This is a genomic window from Brevibacillus centrosporus, from assembly GCF_046622605.1.
In the GTDB taxonomy this organism is placed as follows: Bacteria; Bacillota; Bacilli; order Brevibacillales; family Brevibacillaceae; genus Brevibacillus; species Brevibacillus centrosporus.
Window position 1 is genome coordinate 4,807,342 of record NZ_CP176856.1, and the last position, 18,170, is coordinate 4,825,511.

Consider the following 18,170-nt stretch of genomic DNA (forward strand, 5'->3'; position numbering starts at 1 on the left):
ATGTAAGCTTGTCTCCATGGCTTCTTCCGTCAATCGTGTAGCCGAGGGCGATTTGACTGTCGAGCCGCTGCAAGTAAAAAGCCGGGATGAGATCGGACAGCTTGCCCATGATTTTAATTCCATGACAGCCAATCTGCGCGGACTCATTTCTCATCTGGGAGAAAACGCGGAGCAGGTCGCTGCCACCTCTGAGCAGCTGACAGCAAGTGCTGAACAAACGAGCAAAGCAACGGAACAAATCGCTGTCACGATGCAGGAAGTAGCCACAGGCACGGATGAGCAGGTTCGCACTGTCGAAGAAACCGTGCAGACGATGAACGTCATGGCCGGACAACTCCAGCATATTTCTGCCAACAGTGAACAAGTATCCGCTACCGTAGAAGAAGCTTCACAAGCGATCACGAACGGAAATCGGGCCATCCATACAGCCGTTGCCCAAATGATCTCGATCAGCACGACTGTAAACGGGCTGGCGAGCATGGTAGAGGCTTTGCTGTCGTTGCCGACGAAGTACGCAAGCTTGCGGAGCAATCGGCCCAGTCCACCAAGCAAATCACGGAACTGATCGCCTCGATCCAGAACGATACGAACCAAGCAGTCGAAGCGATGGAAACAACGACGACTGAGGTTGCCGCAGGAATCGAGGTCGTAAACGTTGCGGGGCATTCCTTCCAGGAAATCTTGAGCAGCATCCAGGCGGTTTCCCAGCAAATTCAGGAAGTAACAGCGGCTACTGTGGAAATGAATGCAGGTGCCGAACAGATCACCCACTCGATCGAAGGCATTGCGAGCACGGCTGAAACGACGGCGTCTGGTACACAAAACGTCTCTGCTGCAGCCGAAGAGCAGCTTGCCTCCATGGAAGAAATCACCTCATCCGCTGGCTCTCTCTCGCAAATGGCCGAGGACCTGCAAGCGCTGGTTCAACAATTCAAAGTATAGGAAGCCTTACAAAAAACTGTCTCCTGCTAGCACTTCCCTTCTAGCACAGGCAGTTTTTTCATACGCATTTTTGTATATATTAATTATATTCTGACTTCATTTTCCGTTCTCTATTGTCGATATATTTCTTAGAAACACAACTAAAGAATCGGCAAGGTAGGTGTTCTTTATTATGGGCGTCAAAAAACGCACTCGTACTTTTTCTCTTCGCTCCAAGCTCGTCCTCATGTGTCTCTTCCTTTTGGTGATTCCAAGTTTGATCATTGGTGTGCAAGGCTACTTGTCCGCCAATAACAACCTGAATGAACTCGGAGCACGCGCTCTGAAAAACAATGTGAACTTCACCATTGAGATGATCGATTCGCTGCAAAAGTACGTCGAGGAAGGGAAGATCAGCCAAGAGGAAGCCCAGGAGCAGGTCAAAGCGCATATTCTCGGTCCAAAGCAAGCGGACGGCACGCGTACGATCAACAAAAACATCGACGTGGGTGAAAATGGGTACATTTTTGTCTTGAGCGATAAAGGCTCCATGCTGGCTTCCCCCAAAATGGAGGGCAAGGAATCCTGGGATGCCAAAGGGCCTGATGGCAGCCTGTTTACCCAGGAAATCATCGGAAAAGCCGTGAACGGTGGCGGCTACACCCAATACCAATGGGCGTCCGTAAGCGATCCAAACGTCCTGGCTCCGAAAATCACCTATGCGAAGCAGGACCCGCACTGGGGCTGGATCATCTGTGCGGGCACCTATATGGAGGATTTCAACAAGCCAGCCAAAATGGTTCTGTACAATTTGCTGCTCTTCTTAGGTCTGTTCATCCTCATCGGCGTTGTCATCTCGTGGATTTTTGCCAGTCGAATCGCAAAGCCTATCAAAGCGATGGCTGTATCCGTGCAAAGAGTGGCAGCCGGTGACCTGACTGTTGAAAAGGTCGCTGTGCAAAGCCGGGATGAAATCGGGCAGCTCGCCGCTGACTTCAATGATATGACGGAAAACCTCCGTGGTCTGATCCAGCGAGTAGGGGCGAGTGCCGAGCATGTGGCGGCTACCTCTGAGCAGCTGACAGCAAGCGCCGAGCAAACCAGCAAGGCGACGGAGCAGATCGCTGTCACCATGCAGGAAGTCGCGACAGGTACAGATGAACAAGCGCGCACTGTCGAGCAAGCCTCTGAGACTGTCACTGGCATGTCGACACGTCTGCAGCAAATCGCGGCCAGCACGGAGCAAGTGTCTGCCACAGTGAAGGAAGCTTCGCAAATCATCGCCCAAGGAAATCAAGCCATCGGAACGGCTATTACCCAGATGAGCTCGATCAGCGACACTGTTGGCGGATTGTCTGCCTCCATTCAAATGCTTGGGCAGCGCTCTGCTGAAATTAGCAAGATTGTCGAGGTCATTACTTCGATTGCGGAGCAAACCAACCTGCTTGCGCTGAATGCTGCGATCGAAGCGGCCCGTGCAGGAGAGCACGGCAGAGGGTTCGCCGTCGTTGCGGATGAAGTACGCAAGCTCGCTGAACAATCCGCCCATTCTACCAAGCAAATTACCGGGCTGATCGCAGCCATTCAGGATGAAACGAACCATGCCGTAGATGCCATGGGAATCACGTCAGCAGAGGTGGCAGCAGGTATCGATATCGTCAACGGTGCCGGACAGTCTTTCCACGAAATCCTCCGAGGCATTCAAAATGTCACCGCCCAGATCCAGGAAGTGACGACCGCCACCTCGGTCCTGAGCTCTGGTGCCGAGCAAGTCGTTCACTCCATCGATGTCATCGCGCATACAGCGGAATCCACTGCATTTGGCACACAGAACGTCTCCGCTGCAGCCGAGGAACAGCTGGCTTCCATGGAGGAGATTTCCTCCTCTGCTGCGTCTCTATCCCAGATGGCAGAAGAACTGCAAGCTTTGGTGCAGCAGTTTAAGGTCTAGGTTTACGCCAAACAAAAGGCAGCCTCATCGGAAATCATTCCGGTGCTGGCAGCCTTTTTCGTCTTCTCCTTGCTTGAAAGGCAATCACATTTCGCTTATGATCGAATTATCATTGCAATCCAAGGAGGTTATGTGAGATGAGTTCTGTGCCCAATATCGGTGAGGTCGCTTCGTTGATCGGAGAACCATCCAGGGTCGCTATGCTGCTCTCTTTGCTGGGTGGCAAATCGCTGCCCGCCAGTGAGCTTGCGCGTGCGGCACGCATCACGCCCCAAACCGCCAGCTCCCATTTGGCAAAGCTGGTCGAAGGTGGCCTGTTAGTGAATGAATCCTACGGCCGTCACCGCTATTACCGTTTGGCCAATGCGGAAGTCGCGCACGCTCTGGAAGCATTGCTCGCCATCGCAACTCCGAGGCCGATCCGCTCTCTGCGCGAGTCCGATCAGGTCCGTGCCATGCGCTTTGCCCGCACCTGCTATGATCATTTGGCGGGGGAAGTAGGGGTTGCCCTGACTGATCAGCTGCTCTCTCTGCAGATGATTGAAGAAGCGGATCAGGAATTTGTCTTAACGGAAACAGGGAGACAAAAGCTGCAAAGCCTCGGGGTCGATGTGGAATTCAGTCCCAAAAGCCGCCGCCGCTTTGCCCGCCCCTGTCTGGACTGGAGCGAGCGCCGTCATCATCTGGCAGGTGTGCTCGGTGCGTCCTTGACCAATCGCTTGTTTGACCTCGGCTGGATCGAACGACTGCCGGAAGGACGCGCGATACGCCTCACTCCTGCCGGGATAGCTGGGCTCTATGAACAGTTCGGAGTAGACATTTCTCAAGGAAAAGAATCCGTACACTAACCGCTCATCCCGTCCGGTCACTCGAAGCCGCACTAGGCTGCGATTGCCTTTTTGCTGAAAACGTCCAGTTTACGAGAAAAATACCTGCGAAAATAAGCAGCCCACCTGCGTAAACATGCCATTGAACGACTTCATCCAGAAGCAGCCAGCCAGACAGCACGCCAAAGAACGGGGCGAGGAACAGGAAGGCGCTGGTCCGCCCCGGGTCTCCTTGGTTCAGCAGATAGAACCATGTGGCAAACTGGACGATCGATGCCATGATCGCCAGCCAGAGCACGATGAACACCGAGGTTGGCGTGAGGATCAGCTTCGGCACCTCCAGCGTGACCCCCATGATGAGCAGCACGATTCCTCCCGCCAGCATCTGATAAGCCGTCATCACCCACACGTTGAAATGAATACCCCATTTCTTCACCAGAATCGTGGCAATCGACCAGGAGATCGCGGAGCCAATGCCAAACAAGGTCCCTGTTTCCCATTGCAAATGCGATCCGAGCGTAATAAAGACACCTGCAATCCCGACCAACACCCCTGCCCATTGGCTGAAACGATACCGCATGCCGAGGAAAACCGTTCCCCAGATGACGACCAGCAGCGGATTCATGAACGTCAATATGGAAGACTCGCCAGCCGTGATAGTACGCAGGCTCAGAAAGATGCAGCCCATGACCGCTGCCGTTTGCAAAAAGCCGATGAGACCGACCTTCCCCCACTCTCCCAGCGTTGCCGGAATGGGCTTTTTCCGCACCCACAGCGCCATGAGCAGTCCGGCGAGCGTAAAGCGCATCCCTACCAAAAGCAGCGGTGAAACATACGTCAAACCAATCTTTCCAATCGCAAATGAAGATCCCATCAAGGACGTTGTCACCACGACCAAAATCGCAAACAAAATTGGATTCATCACTCTCGCTCCCATCTCTTCCGTCCGGTTGTTGCTTTCATCATACCTGATGATTATTTCGATGGGAGACGAAGCATGAAAGAGAATGCTACTTGGGTATTCTTTTTCCCCAAGGCTTAAATACGGATAGCAGAAAAATAGCTGCTAGCGAAACGATCTGCAGGATGATCCCGATCAAGAGCATATCCCGATTTCCTCCGTGAAGCGCTCCAGCCGTCCAAACGTACATCCCGATAGGTCCGAGAAGGATTGCTACAACAGACAGAGCCTCCTTTGCAAGGATCCAGTGATAGCGCAGGAAGCCCCAATGAGTAAATGCCGACAGGAGAATGCCCGTAACCAGCGTCCCAATCGTCGATGCGCGGACAGAGCTCTCGGATAGGATATGCATGACCGTATAGCAAGCCTGAACGACCTGTGGATCTCCAGTGGTTCCGGCAACAATACTCAGCACTAAAAAAATGACCGCCCCTCCGAGCATGATCGCGGAGAAGATCACGTGAAGCAGCAGCAGCCACTTTTTCTGCGTCATGCTGATTGTCTTCATTTTTTACACCTCCCCAACTGCTGACTTTCTTTACAGCTGAAAACGATAACCGACGCCCCAGATCGTCTCGATATACTGGGGATTCGAGGGGTCTGTCTCGATTTTTTCCCGAAGCTTGCTCACATGAACGGTTACGGTTGCATTGTCTCCGTACGCATCCATCCCCCATATCTTTTCAAACAGCTCATTTTTGGTAAACACCCAGTTGGGATGGGACGCCAAAAAGAGCAGCAGATCGTACTCCTTGCTGGTCAAAATTGTCTCTACCCCATTTACGAATACCTTTCTCGCAAGCTTATCGATGCGGATTCCCCGTATTTTGAGCTCTTCTGCAGGCAGCTTCCGCGTCTGATCTGCAAGCAAGCGGTCGTAACGGGACAAATGCGCTTTTACTCGGGCGACCAGCTCTCCCAAGCTGAACGGCTTGCTGATATGATCATCTGCACCCAGACCCAGGCCGCGGATTTTATCGATATCCTCCTTTTTGGCGGAGACGAGCAGGATCGGGATGTTTTTGACTTCCCGCACACGCTTGCATATTTCAAAGCCGTCCACTCCCGGCAGCATCAAATCGAGCAGGATCAGATCGTACTCCTCCGTCAGCGCCTTTTGAAGTCCCAGATCGCCGCTCATCGCGATCTCCACCGCATAGCCGCTCGCTTCCAGATAATCCTTTTCCACCTCTGCGATGACTGGATCATCCTCAATGATCAGAATAGGTCGCAAAGCAGTTCACCCCTTGCCCTTGCGTCTTGGTATGGTCATGCAAATGCTCGTTCCCGCGCCAATCTGGCTCACCGCTGTCACGCTGCCCCCATGCCCTTCTATGATTTGCTTTACGATTGCAAGCCCGAGTCCGCTGCCGCCTTTCGCTGTGTTGCGCGATGGGTCTGCCCGATAAAAGCGGTCAAAGATAAACGGGAGCGCCCCTTGCTCGATGCCTGACCCGTTATCCTCGATTGCGATCATCACGTTCTCGTTGTCATGGGAAAGCGTCAGACGAACTCTCTTTTCCGGTTGATTCAGGTACTTCAAGCTATTGTCGATCACATTCATGAACACCCTCCCAAGCTTTTCACGATCGGCCATGACCAGAACGGGCGACAGCTCGGGCAGGCTGCAGCTCACATCGACATCCTCCAAGCGCGGGTCAAGCTGCAATTCTTCCGTAAAATCCTTCAAGAAAGCCGCCATGTCCATCTCCTCCCAATGGAAAGGAAGCTTCCCCTGGTCCAGCCTGGAAAACAGAAACAGCTCGTCGATCAGCCGGTTCATCTGCTCGGATTTGATCCCGATCATTTTCAAATACTTTTCCCTTTTTGCTTCGGAATCGGCAATGCCGTCCGTCATCGCCTGCACGCACGCCTGAATACCGGTAATAGGTGTCTTGAGATCATGCGAGATACTGGCGATCAGCTCTTTGCGATTTTCTTCATACTGTAGCTGCAAACGAATCGAGTCGTGCAGTCGTACTCGCATTTCTTCAAAGGCATCGCCCACTTCGCCCAGCTCATCCTTTCGATTCAGCCGAAAGGATCTCTCCAGGTTCCCTTCTTTTATGTCTCCTGCCACACGCTTTAAGGCATTCAAAGGCTTGATGATACTGCGGGAGACGAGATAAGTCAGAAGCCCGTTCGTCAGCACGATGATGACCAAAAGCGACAAAACCAGCGAAAGGATAAAATTTCTTCCCAGGGAAAGCAGGGGCTTGTTGTCAGTAAGGAAATAGGCTATGCCTGCACTCTGATCCTTGTAGGTAAATGAGAGTGTCTCGACGCTCTTCTCTTTTCTCCATGACCACGGCCTGCTATCGTTACCCCACGCCCCTGTCATGAGCTGCTCCAGCTCTGGCTTGCTGACTGTGGGCGATGCATGCACGACCGCTCCCTTTTTCACAAGTACAACGGCTGCCTGTAGTGGACCCAGCTGACCGTCCACGCTCTTCAGTACGTCTGGGTCCAGCAGACGGTCGGGATCGTGCTGTGCCATGAACTTCACGCCTGCGAACACCTCGCTCTGCTCGTTGAACAGATTGGCGAAAGGAGGTCCGCCACGATCTATCCCCCCTCTTTCCATATCGCCAAAAAAGAACGTAGCCAGCGTCGATGCCGTCAATCCGAACAAGACGACAGGTACGATCATCATGGCGAGATAGGATAGCAGAAGTCTGGTCTTGATAGACATGGCGTTCATTCCCCTCCTTTACTAGCGCAGCAAAAGCTTCCACATTTTTCCGATTGGTGCCGTACAAGCATTATACTATACAGCTTCGGCGGACTCACCCGATCTGACGTCTCGCTACTTCCATACGGGATGATGCCACTCCTCCAGCGTTTCTACCTGCTTTCCCGTCAGATTGATGTGCTCTACCTTCGTTTGGGAAAAGCCGCTGAGAGCTACGTCTACTTTCAGGACGAGCTCATGCTTTTCCCCTGCCGCGTCACTCCCCGATACGTGGATCTGGGCCTCCTGGCTTTTTATCCGGTTGTCCGCGTCAATGCTGGCATGAAAGGATACCTGTTCGACATCAACATCCCCTTGCAGAGCAGGCAGGCTGATTTTTGCTGGTGCGTCCTGCTTGTGCTCCGCTATTTTGGCGAACAGCATCGTCGCTGCCTTGTCTGCAAATATAGGAAGCTTATCCTCTGTCAGCTCCAGGCTGACTTGCTTGCTCCCATCCGGCAGATTTTCCACGTTGGAAAGCTCACGAATGTTACCCAGCGCAATGTTTCGGATGTGCTCCACGATCACCGGCGGCTCTGTATGCTCGCGTTCAAAGCGCCCTGTCGCCCAGTTCTTTTTCTCCAGAATGCGGTACGTGTCGCTGCCGTCTGTTTTGACAATCACCTTCCCGTCCTCTCGATAGGCTTGAAAGCTCTGCTCTTTTTCACCGAGAATGTCTTGGATGACACCGGACACGCTCGCTTCCTGCTTCTCCCGATCGACCTTTGCCTCACCGCTTACATGGATCAAGTCCTTGCCGTTGTCCGTAATACCCACGCTGACATGCGCCGTCAGATTCGGTGCTGTTTTGGTATGCTTCATCGCTGCCTGATACGCTGCCAGTCCGGAATTGTCCGCCTGCACGGGCAAACCGGCTCCCCACAGCACGACCGCACCAAGTCCGACACTCAATCCGATTCCCCACCATTTTTTCTTCATGGTCATTCACCGCCTCATTAGGTTCAGCGCCTTGCTTGGAAGGCCCTGAATAAAGAATAGCCCCGAGGTCTAAACCGCCTCTAAATCAATTCTAAAAAAAGGCTAAAGTCTTTTCGCGTTGGGCGGGTTGCAGTGGAGGTGAGGAAAAAAGAGAAAAAGCCAGCCAAAGCCTCGTCATTACAACGAGCTTGGCCAGCCTAATTACGAGAAGCCCTTTTTCCTTTCACGAGCGATCAGAAGCAAGAAGTACGGCGCTCCGATGATTGCCGTCATGAAGCCGACGGGCAAGAGAGTTTCAGGCGAGAACTCCCTCCATTACCCTTGGCATAGGAACGCTGTCCGTTAAGACCTGCCGCTGAACCGCTCGAGCGCTTCCTCGGTAACCGGAGCGAAGAGGTTGACGAGGTTACCGTCGGGGTCGCGAAACAATGCAGAGCGGTTCCCCCATGGCATCGTGGTCGGTTCCTGTACCCACTCGTCGACAAACGGCTTCAAGCGCGTGTACTCGGCATCAACGTCGTGGACGCGAAACTCGATGATGACGGTATGGTTGTCGGCCGCGCGCGCGGAACCGGCGCCGAATAGTTGCACCGTCTGGGAGTGGCCGATCGCAAGGGTACACGATGGCAGAACGAACTCAGCGAAGACAGGCGCGGGGCGCTTCGCCAAAACACCTGTGACTTTCTCATAGAACACGACGAGTCGATCCAAGTCGTCAGTAATTATGCGTACTGAGATGAAATTCACGAGACATCATCCTTTCAATATTATAACGATACGATACCGTATCGTATCGTATCATATTGACCTGGAGAATACAAGCGACCGTACGACTAACAAAAATGGTGCTCGAAAATGCCTCGTTGCCTCACTGAAGAACAAATAAGGAGTGTTGTAAATGGCAAGCCGAAATCCCCGGCGCCAAGGATGCTCTCATGGTATAATGTGAAGGAATTTTTTAAGGCAATGAACCCAAGTCTAAGTACTTTTATGTTGGAGGGAAGATGGTGACTTCGTCTAAGAAATCTGAACCTGTTCCGCCGGCCAATTTAAATAGACGCGTAGAGCGTTCACGACATGTCGTCCTGACCACTGCGTTTGAACTACTCAGCGAAGGCGGTGTGGCTAGCTTCTCCGTCGACGAGGTGGCGCGTCGTTCCGGGGTCGCGAAGACGACTATCTACCGCCACTGGCCGACGCGTGAAGCACTGGTGATCGACGCCTGTTCACGAATGATTGCCGAGCATGAAACGCCCGACACCGGCTCACTCGAAGGTGACGTCACGGCTATCCTGGTGGAAATCGCGCACCTGCTACCGACGGCGAATTGGTCCTTCGTCCTGCCGTCAATCGTCGACACAGCCGAGCGCAATCCAGAGTTCGCGGAAATCCACAGTCGGATTCAGCGCGGACACGCCGCCCCACTGCGAGAGGTCCTACAGCGCGCGGTAGACAGAGGCGAGCTGTCGGCACACGTCGACGTGTCAACGATCGTCGCAGCTCTGCTGGGGCCACTCTTCTACCGCCGCTGGTTCTCACGCGAACCGATCGACGACCAGTTCGTAAAGGCGATCATCAAACGCGTACTCGCTTCACTTTAGTACGAGACGCCTATCACTGCTTGGCCGAACATCCATGGGAACCAGCAAATATCTGTTTTGCGCGCCCTAAGGCTTCGACATCCTGACGCAACGCGATCGAACCCTCGACCTGGAGAGCGAGGGTTCGAAAACAGATTAGATACATGAATGGTGTTTCTTCGTATTTCAAGGCATTCTTAGAGTCCAAATTCCTGCTCTAATTAGCGTATGTTTTCGATGTTGCCAGTCCCTGTGAAAAGATCCGTTTGACTTTGGAGTCCAGCACATGACTGCCCCCGCGCCCGCGGACATCCTCTACCATCATCACGAGCAGGAGTCTGGGATCATCGACATTGAAGGCTGCGTACCAGCCATTTTCACGCCCAAGCTCGCCCTTCTTTTGCTTGAGCTCAGCTGTACCTGTCTTCCCCGCAAGCTGATGACCAAAGACACGCGCTCCTCTCCCCGTTCCCCGCGGATCCTCCATGACTTGCAGCAAATCCTGCCCAATGATCTGAGCACTTTCTTTCGTCATGACGTTCTGCTTCCAGAATGGCTCATGCTGCTCCCCCTGGATTAACGAAGGATACACCATGCTTCCATCGTTTACGTAGGCGCTGTATACCAAGGCGAGATGCAACGGGGTCATCGTCACTTCCCCTTGACCGTAGCCTGAATCCGCCAGTTGAATGTCGTTTCTCATTTCTGCGTTCGTCAGCTTGGATTTTTCCACAGGAAACGGGATCGGGATCGCCTCTCCAAAGCCAAATTCGGTTGCCTGCTGCAAAAAGGGCTCCTCGCCGATAGCCAGTGCCGTCTGCGCAAAATAGATATTATCGGAATAGACTAGTGCTTTTCGCAGATTGACCGGAGATTTGTAGTCACTGACACGCGTAACTTCGTAATTCCCCCACGATGAATCCTTTTGCCAGTGCAGCCCTGTGATGCTTCTCTCCTCTTGCGTCGTGATCGCACCGGTGTCGAGGCCAATCGCTCCCGTAATCGGTTTAAACGTCGAGCCAGGCGCATAGCCGTGTGCAAAACGGTTGAGCAGTGGCTTTTGTGGATCATTATTCAGCTTGTTCCACTGCGTCGTCGACATGCCGAGAACAAAATCGTTCGGATCATAAGCTGGCGTACTGACCAGCGCGAGAATATCCCCCGTCTTCGGATGAATCGCTGCAGCTGTACCTGCCTCCTGCTTGATCTGTTCGTAAATCTCTTTTTGGAGCTCGGCATCAATAGTAAGCTTCACGGTCTCCCCGTTTTTTGCGGGCTTTTCCCCAATGAGCTTTTTCTCGATTCCTTCTGCATTCAAAATCGAGATTCGCCCACCTGCAGACCCTCTCAAACGCTCCTCATAGATTTGCTCCAGCCCTACCTTGCCGATTCGGTCAGAGGATATATAGCCTTGTTCTTTTCGTTTCTCTAGTTCCTCGGCACTGATCGCGCCTGTATAGCCGATCAGATGTGCCATTGCTTCCTTGTATGGGTAGTACCTCACTTGCTTCTTTCTGAGGACAATCCCTTTGGTGCCCGTCAGCTGAAAGAGTCGTTTATCGTCCTGCACCAGTGTCGCAATCCGGATAAAGGTACTCTTCGCGGCAGAGCTTCCCTTCAAAAAGTCAGCTAATTCTTCTGAGGAAAGCTGCAGGATGTCGCCTACCTGACTTTGACCGGCTTGTGGCAGCTCGCTCCATTCGCTAGGATCTACGCCTACTTCCACAACGACGCGATTGGTTGCCAGTGGTCGACCTGCACGATCCACGATTTCACCGCGCTTGGGTGCCACCGTAGAAGCTCGCACTTTGTCTCCATTCTGCATGTCCGGCAGCAGGAAAGACGGATTCCACATGACGTACCAGCCTTCCTCACCGTTTTGCTGCTCCTTCACCAAGGTCGCTTTCCCTGTGAAGGCGATTGGGTCTACAAATGTCTCCATGCTGAAACGATAGTGCAGCTTGATGGTCCCATCTTCATCTGGCTCTAGTGGACCGTTGTACAAGGGCTCAACCATGACGTGACTCGCCTCGATCCCCTCATAAATATTTTGATAGCGCAAGATAAACTGCTCTTTTGTCATTTGCTTTTTGGTCTTTGCCGAAAGCTGTTCGTACATCTCCGCAAACTCTCCGTTTTGCCAGTGAGCCGTGTAAGCAGAAAACATCTCTTTTGCCTTTTCTCCCTCTCGCTGGGGGCTGTCCTGCCACAGGCTCCAATAGACTACGCCAAATCCCGCCAAGACGACCACGAAGACCGTCCAAAACCATATCCATGTCTTTCGCACCAGGATCTTCTCCCTTCCCATTCCCCAAGATAATATAGAGGCATTGGAAAATATATGGAGAAATCCTCATGCACCCATAAAAGCAGGATCACAGAGATATGATATGATGTTGAATATTCAGATTATAAAGCGCGCTTGGAGGAAGATAGTTTTGGGCCAGGACATTCAGGGTATTTTGCAATCGCTGGCTGCCTTGCTCACCTCGCATGGCGTGCTGATCGTGCAAACGCTGCATCCTTTTTCCGCTATGCTTCCAGAGAATAAGGGCTCGTTCGTTCTGCTACGCACGAAAAAGGAGGCTCATCCTCAGCCTCCTTCTTCCATTTCCCACATATAACCGTAGCGAGGAATGGTCGTGACGTTTTCGCCGTAACGCCCCAATCGCTTGCGGAGCCGGTAGACCAGCGCATTGATTTCAGCCTTGCCCACATCGGGAATCGTTTTGTCCGAGCCCGCCAATCTTTCCGGCCAGATCAGCACCATGATTTCCTCGTAGCTTACTGCCTGATTGGCCCTTTGGTACAAAAGCATCAACAGATCCATATCTTTTCCTGTCAGATGAAGCCGTTTTCCATCCAGACGAATTTCCCGTCGCTCCAGATTGATCAGCAGCCCCGGCAATTCGGATGCCGCTTGCATCATGGGCAACGACAGCTCGCGAGTCGCATCCAATTCGCTTCCTTCCGCGAAAAAGATCAGCTCAACAGCTCCCTTCGCCAGACTGATATGATCCCCATGCCGCAGCAGCTGCGGCGTATCGTAAACGTCCACTCCATTGACTTGTGTACCATGCTTGCTTTGCAAATCCGTAATGGCGTACAGCTCACCCATCTTTTGCAACAAGGCATGCTTTCGGGATACGTACAAGCTGGAGAAAGCGATGTCTGGCTGAAATTGCGTCCCGCGGCGTCCAATCGTGTAGGCGTCCTTGGACAAGAACTTTCGCTTGTGCAGCTGGTCAGGATCGCCTTTTTTAATCAGTATATAGGCACTGTCGTCCAACAACGTGCATCACCTCAAAAAACGAGTTGGCAAACTTACATTCTCTTATTTATATACCTCTACCGCCAGATTTGTCTATTCTATCATAATCACCTGGTAGGATTGTAGGTTTGCCAGTTCTCCTTAGCAACAAGCCTTTTCCATGTAAAAACTCCCGTCGATGGCAGGCACCGCGGGAGCTTTAAAACTTTCCTTATCCTATACGATTCTTCTTTGAACAAACTCCAGCACCGTCGCTACATAGTGGGCATGCTCGTCTTTGATGACGCTATGACTGCTGTTCTCAAAGATGACCAGTTCGCTTTCCGGTATCAGACTTGCGATTTCCTCCGAGTCCTCCACAGGGGTAATCCAGTCGTGTCTAGCCCCCATGACGAGTGTTGGAACGTGAATGGAAGAGAGCTTGTCGCGCAGATCAAAGGTCTTTAGAAATCCGCCGAACCCTTCATTCAATGCCTCGAAGCAGCGGTTGGAACGCGCACGTGCATCCATCGCCGCTTTTCTCTCCTCTTCACTCGGATCAGCGTTGTGTGTCACCGAGTACATCGGCGCCATCAATTCATAAAACTTGGAAAGCTGCTCCTGAGACGAAAATGCCCCCTCCCACAATACCTGGGCGATTGCTTTCATCTCTTCTGTGCCCTTCTGCTCCACTATTTTTTGGGCCTTATGCAAAAACTCGTAGCTGGGCGATGTCGTCAAAAGCAGCAGCCCTGCCACATTGTCCGGGTAGCGCAAAGCATATGTCTGGGCAACCATTCCCCCATAGGAATGTCCATGCAGGATGATTTTGTCCAATCCCAGATGCTTGCGCAGTGCTTCAATATCCTCCACGTTGTTTTCGAGCGAGTACGACTCCTGCGATCCTTTTGCAGAACGTCCGCTCCCCCGGTTGTCGATATAAATGAGCTGCATCTTTTCCGCCAGCGGAGTCAAGCCTGGCTTGTAGCCCGTGTGATCCCCTCCCGGCCCCCCGTGAAGGACAAAGCACACCGGTTTCTGGCGCAAGACCGGCCCATCCGGTACCCATCCCATTCCTTCTACATCAAAGAAAATTCGCGTTCCGTTGATATTTGCATACATGCGCTACATCTCCTCGCTTCTTATGAGTACAGATGGCATTTGACCATTTGTCCGAGTACGTATGTTTCCTTCGGTACTTCTGTCCTGCAAATATCCATGCACGATTGACAGCGGGGATGAAAGCGGCATCCCTTTGGCGGGCTCGCCGGAGAAGGCAGATCTCCCTGCAAAATGATGCGTTCTTTCTGTTCATCCGGGTCCGAGATCGGGATGGCGGAAATCAGCGCTTTCGTATACGGATGAAGTGGATTTTGGAACAGCTCTGCCTTGCTCCCAAGCTCGACAATCTCTCCCAAATACATCACGGCCACCCTGTCCGATATGTGCTCAACTACTCCCAAATCGTGGGATATGAAAATATACGTCATGCCGAACTGTTCCTGAAGGTCCTGCAGAAGATTCAAAATTTGTGACTGAATGGACACGTCCAGAGCTGACACAGGTTCGTCCGCCACAATCAGCTGGGGACGCAGCATCAGCGCTCTAGCGATTCCGATCCGCTGCCGCTGTCCCCCTGAAAATTGATGGGGATAGCGATCCAAATGGGATGGGTTCAAGCCTACGATATGTATCGTCTCTTCAATTAATGCTGCCCGCCGCGTCTTCGGGACCTTTTGCGCGATCAGCGGCTCCTCCAGGATACGGCGAATCGTCAGCTTGGGATTTAACGTAGCAAAAGGGTCTTGGAACACCATCTGCAGCTGGCTCCGCATCGCCCGCATTTCTTTTCCCGCCAGCTTCGTCAAATCTTTTCCCCGATACCAGATTTCACCTGACGTTGGCTCCAGCAATCTCAGCAGGCAGCGGCCCGTCGTCGATTTACCGCAGCCCGATTCCCCCACAATACTCAACGTCTCTCCCTCATGAACAGTCAGATTGATTCCATTTACTGCCTGTACATATTCCGTCGGTTGAAACCAGCCGCTTTTTGCAGCGAAATGCTTTTTTAGTCCTTTTACTTCCAGAATCGGTTTCGTCACGGGATGCTCCTCCCCTCTGCCAGCACAAGGTCATCATGCAGCCAGCATCTGCAAAAAGAGCCATCCTGCAAGGTAGAAAGAGCAGGACTCTCTTGGTGGCAGATCGGCATCGCCTCCGTGCATCTTGCTGCAAAACGACAGCCCGTCGGCCATTCACCCGGTGAAGGGACATTCCCCGAGATGGCATACAGCCGCTTTTCTCCCCGGGAGTGATGGGGCACCGAACGGATCAGTCCTTTGGTGTAGGGATGCTTGGGATGGCGCAGCAGCGTACGGACATCCGCCGACTCGATGACTTGACCTGCGTACATGACCAGCACGCGATCGCACATTTCCGCGATTACGCCAAGGTCATGGGTAATCAGCATCACAGACATCCCTGTTTCCTTGCGCATCTCACGGATCAGCCCCAGCATCTGGGCCTGAATCGTCACGTCGAGGGCCGTCGTAGGTTCATCGGCGATAAGAAGCTGAGGACGGCAAGCCATCGCCATGGCGATCATGACACGCTGCCTCATTCCGCCCGATAAACGGTGCGGGTACTCGCCGTAAATCTCTTGGGCGCGTGGAATTCCCACTTGGGCAATCAGCTCAATGACACGACGCTTTCGCTCCTCTTGTCCGAGAGAGGTATGCAGCTTCAGCACTTCTCCGATTTGTCTGCCGATGGTCAGCACCGGATTGAGAGAAGTCATCGGTTCCTGAAAAATCATCGCCAGCCGATTGCCGCGAATCGTCCGCATCTCTTTCTCTTCCAACTCCAAAATATCTTTTCCTTCAAACAGGACACTGCCTGCGACCACTTTACCGTTTTTGCCCAAAAGCCTCATGATCGACAAGGAGGTGACGCTTTTCCCACAGCCAGACTCCCCAACAATGCCCAGCGTCTCACCTTTTTGCACCGAAAAGTCCACCTGATCCACGACTGTAACCGCTTTTTTGCGGGCGGAAAATTGGGTGGTCAAGCCCTTTACCTCCAGTACGGGCGGTTGGCGTTTCATTTGGCACCTCCAATCCGCAAGTTCGCTTGCTTTTTTGTGTTATACTTCTGCTCATATCAATAAGTAGTAATATTCTGAAAGGTTGTGGTTGCGATGAATCTCGATAATATTGAGGCGTTCTTGTATGCGTTTCAGCTCGGTAGCTTCAACAAGGCAGCAGAAGCGCTCTACTTGACTCAGCCGTCTATCACCGCCAGAATTCAGTCCCTGGAGAGAGAATTGGAAGGCCCTCTCTTTCACCGCGACGGCAAGCAGATCGCTTTGACAGAGCGTGGCAAGCAATTTCTACCGTACGCGCAAAAAATTTTGCATGCCTATCAAGAGATTTCCTCTACGCTGCGCGAGAAGCCTTTGGCGGAAAAAAGCCTGACCATCGGCTGCACCCTGCTGATGTCTACGCATATTCTCCCGGAAATTCTCCCGATCTATCGCAGGAAATACCCAGGAGTCAACATCCGGATTCTCGTTGGGTCCTCCGACTATATCATGGACAAGGTATTGAAGAAGGAGGCCGACTTTGGACTGGTACGGACGGTGTCACATCCCCTGATCGAATCGTTTCACCTGCACACCGATACACTCCATCTGGTCGTGCCGCCGCATCATCCGTTTCGGGAGATAACTCCCTCGAAGCTGACCTGGGACAAGGTGGGCAAAGAACCGCACATTCTTCTCGCTCACGGCACGATAGAGTGGCTCTTGGTCCAGCGCCACTATCATCGAAACCAGATCAATCCCCATATCATGATGGAAGTAGACAATTTTGAAGCAGCGAAAAAAATGGTCATGCGCGGAGTCGGCATCAGCTTTTTACCGGAGCTCTGTATAGCGGAGGAGCTGTCCAACAACCTTCTCTATGAAATTTCGCCACAGCCAAGTGCTCAGCTCACGCGCAAGATCGATATCATTTTTTTACGAGATGGCAATCGCGATCTGGTCGAATTTTTCATCCATGCCGTCAAGGCTTTGGAACGGAAAACACTCCTCGCCAAAACGTTCTAAGCTGATTTCGGGTCAAAGATATCGCGCAAGGCATCTCCTAAAATATTTACCGTAAACACAACGATCGTGATCGAAATTCCTGGAAAGGTCGCCAGCCACCAGGCATCGTGAATATATTCCTTGCCTTCGCTGAGCATCGTTCCCCATTCAGGAGTTGGCGGCTGTGCACCCAGACCGATAAAGCTTAGAGCGGCTGTATCCAGGATCGCGATGCCAATCTGCAGCGTGGTGTACACGAGCAAAGGACTCATGATATTCGGCATGATCTGAAAGAGCAAGATGCGAGCATGAGAGGTTCCCACTGCTCGGCTCGCCTCCACATATCCCGAGGATTTGACTGACAAGGTGGCACCTCGTGTCAGCCTGGCGTACTTGGGAATCCCCGCGATCCCTACTGCAATCATCGCATTCGTCAAGCTCGGACCGAGGATCGCCACAATCGCCATTGCCATGATGATGTTCGGGATGGCGAGCAAAATATCCATAATTCGCATCAAGACCTGGTCGACGATGCCGCCGACGAAGCCACTCGTCACGCCGATAAAGGTCCCGGTAATAAAGGTGATGGATACGGCCATGACGGCCACCATCAGCGTGACCCTTGCTCCGTGCAGAAGTCTGGATAAAACATCTCTGCCAATGGAATCCGTCCCCAGCATATGCTCTGCCGAAGGCCCTGTAAGCAAGTCCTCATAGAACGGTTGGGTCGGGTCGTGCGGAGCGAGCCACGGCCCGGCTATTCCTACAGCGATCACCACCAGCAGGATTCCTAAGCTGTATCGGGCCTTCGGATTGCGCCACAGCTTTTCCAGAAAGCTGTCCTCCCGAATCCACGTCATCCTGCTGGTTCCTTTTTGCGAAGGGACCGGCGGAGGGGCTGGCAGAACTGGATTGGCTTGATTCAT

Annotated in this window: 18 protein-coding genes and 1 pseudogene; 7 read left to right on the forward strand and 12 right to left on the reverse strand. The window is 52.6% G+C overall.

The window, feature by feature from the left end; all coding sequences use genetic code 11:
- Positions 1-16: 16 nt before the first annotated feature.
- From ACLIN2_RS24225 to ACLIN2_RS24240, 4 genes and pseudogenes are all read left to right on the forward strand, one after another.
- Positions 17-82, forward strand: a pseudogene (locus ACLIN2_RS24225) (hypothetical protein); the annotation flags it as partial.
- A gap of 284 nt (positions 83-366) precedes the next feature.
- Positions 367-942, forward strand: a complete 576-nt coding sequence (locus ACLIN2_RS24230) for a methyl-accepting chemotaxis protein (protein WP_411504592.1) — start codon at positions 367-369, stop codon at positions 940-942.
- Between the two features lie 172 nt (positions 943-1,114).
- Positions 1,115-2,872: a methyl-accepting chemotaxis protein gene (locus tag ACLIN2_RS24235; RefSeq protein WP_400587303.1), complete on the forward strand. Its 1,758-nt coding sequence runs from the start codon at positions 1,115-1,117 to the stop codon at positions 2,870-2,872.
- Between the two features lie 137 nt (positions 2,873-3,009).
- Positions 3,010-3,720, forward strand: a complete 711-nt coding sequence (locus ACLIN2_RS24240; protein WP_411502390.1) for an ArsR/SmtB family transcription factor — start codon at positions 3,010-3,012, stop codon at positions 3,718-3,720.
- Between the two features lie 4 nt (positions 3,721-3,724).
- On the opposite strand, the gene ACLIN2_RS24245 is transcribed toward ACLIN2_RS24240, so the two are convergent.
- From ACLIN2_RS24245 to ACLIN2_RS24270, 6 genes are all read right to left on the reverse strand, one after another.
- Entirely contained in the window at positions 3,725-4,621 is an 897-nt protein-coding gene (locus tag ACLIN2_RS24245) for a DMT family transporter (RefSeq protein ID WP_092272628.1), read from the reverse strand.
- Positions 4,622-4,709: 88 nt separating this feature from the next.
- Positions 4,710-5,168, reverse strand: a complete 459-nt coding sequence (locus ACLIN2_RS24250) for a hypothetical protein (RefSeq protein WP_092272631.1) — start codon at positions 5,166-5,168, stop codon at positions 4,710-4,712.
- Positions 5,169-5,198: 30 nt separating this feature from the next.
- The gene (locus tag ACLIN2_RS24255; RefSeq protein ID WP_122961872.1) at positions 5,199-5,894 is read right to left on the reverse strand and encodes a response regulator transcription factor; all 696 of its coding nucleotides are present in this window, start codon (positions 5,892-5,894) and stop codon (positions 5,199-5,201) included.
- A gap of 6 nt (positions 5,895-5,900) precedes the next feature.
- The gene (locus tag ACLIN2_RS24260) at positions 5,901-7,352 is read right to left on the reverse strand and encodes a sensor histidine kinase (RefSeq protein WP_400587298.1); all 1,452 of its coding nucleotides are present in this window, start codon (positions 7,350-7,352) and stop codon (positions 5,901-5,903) included.
- A 114-nt stretch (positions 7,353-7,466) separates the two neighbouring features.
- Positions 7,467-8,330: a hypothetical protein gene (locus ACLIN2_RS24265; protein ID WP_411502391.1), complete on the reverse strand. Its 864-nt coding sequence runs from the start codon at positions 8,328-8,330 to the stop codon at positions 7,467-7,469.
- A gap of 342 nt (positions 8,331-8,672) precedes the next feature.
- Complete coding sequence (locus tag ACLIN2_RS24270; protein ID WP_400587295.1) at positions 8,673-9,077, reverse strand: VOC family protein; 405 nt, start codon at positions 9,075-9,077, stop codon at positions 8,673-8,675.
- Positions 9,078-9,334: 257 nt separating this feature from the next.
- On the opposite strand from ACLIN2_RS24270, the gene ACLIN2_RS24275 reads away from it, so the two are divergent.
- Positions 9,335-9,931, forward strand: coding sequence for a TetR/AcrR family transcriptional regulator (locus ACLIN2_RS24275; RefSeq protein WP_400587293.1), 597 nt, complete (start codon positions 9,335-9,337; stop codon positions 9,929-9,931).
- A 196-nt stretch (positions 9,932-10,127) separates the two neighbouring features.
- Here the strand turns inward: ACLIN2_RS24275 and ACLIN2_RS24280 are convergent, their stop codons facing one another.
- Positions 10,128-12,197 (reverse strand): penicillin-binding transpeptidase domain-containing protein, encoded by a 2,070-nt coding sequence (locus ACLIN2_RS24280; protein WP_411502392.1) that lies wholly within the window; start codon positions 12,195-12,197, stop codon positions 10,128-10,130.
- Positions 12,198-12,348: 151 nt separating this feature from the next.
- On the opposite strand from ACLIN2_RS24280, the gene ACLIN2_RS24285 reads away from it, so the two are divergent.
- Complete coding sequence (locus ACLIN2_RS24285; RefSeq protein ID WP_092272647.1) at positions 12,349-12,534, forward strand: hypothetical protein; 186 nt, start codon at positions 12,349-12,351, stop codon at positions 12,532-12,534.
- Here ACLIN2_RS24285 and ACLIN2_RS24290 read toward each other — a convergent pair.
- From ACLIN2_RS24290 to ACLIN2_RS24305, 4 genes are all read right to left on the reverse strand, one after another.
- A complete protein-coding gene (locus ACLIN2_RS24290; RefSeq protein ID WP_092272650.1) occupies positions 12,504-13,202 on the reverse strand; it encodes an FHA domain-containing protein in 699 nt (232 codons plus the stop codon). The two genes, ACLIN2_RS24285 and ACLIN2_RS24290, sit on opposite strands and share 31 nt — an antisense overlap.
- A 195-nt stretch (positions 13,203-13,397) precedes the next feature.
- Positions 13,398-14,282, reverse strand: a complete 885-nt coding sequence (locus ACLIN2_RS24295; RefSeq protein ID WP_411502393.1) for an alpha/beta fold hydrolase — start codon at positions 14,280-14,282, stop codon at positions 13,398-13,400.
- 20 nt (positions 14,283-14,302) lie between these two features.
- On the reverse strand, positions 14,303-15,262 hold the full coding sequence (locus tag ACLIN2_RS24300) for an ABC transporter ATP-binding protein (protein WP_092272656.1): 960 nt from the start codon (positions 15,260-15,262) through the stop codon (positions 14,303-14,305).
- Positions 15,259-16,263 carry an ABC transporter ATP-binding protein gene (locus ACLIN2_RS24305; protein WP_411502394.1) on the reverse strand — a complete coding sequence of 335 codons (1,005 nt, stop codon included), beginning with the start codon at positions 16,261-16,263 and terminating at the stop codon, positions 15,259-15,261. The genes ACLIN2_RS24300 and ACLIN2_RS24305 overlap by 4 nt, the downstream gene beginning before the upstream one ends.
- A gap of 93 nt (positions 16,264-16,356) precedes the next feature.
- On the opposite strand from ACLIN2_RS24305, the gene ACLIN2_RS24310 reads away from it, so the two are divergent.
- A complete protein-coding gene (locus ACLIN2_RS24310) occupies positions 16,357-17,265 on the forward strand; it encodes a LysR family transcriptional regulator (protein ID WP_400587285.1) in 909 nt (302 codons plus the stop codon).
- On the opposite strand, the gene ACLIN2_RS24315 is transcribed toward ACLIN2_RS24310, so the two are convergent.
- Entirely contained in the window at positions 17,262-18,170 is a 909-nt protein-coding gene (locus tag ACLIN2_RS24315; RefSeq protein ID WP_307723934.1) for an ABC transporter permease, read from the reverse strand. The two genes, ACLIN2_RS24310 and ACLIN2_RS24315, sit on opposite strands and share 4 nt — an antisense overlap.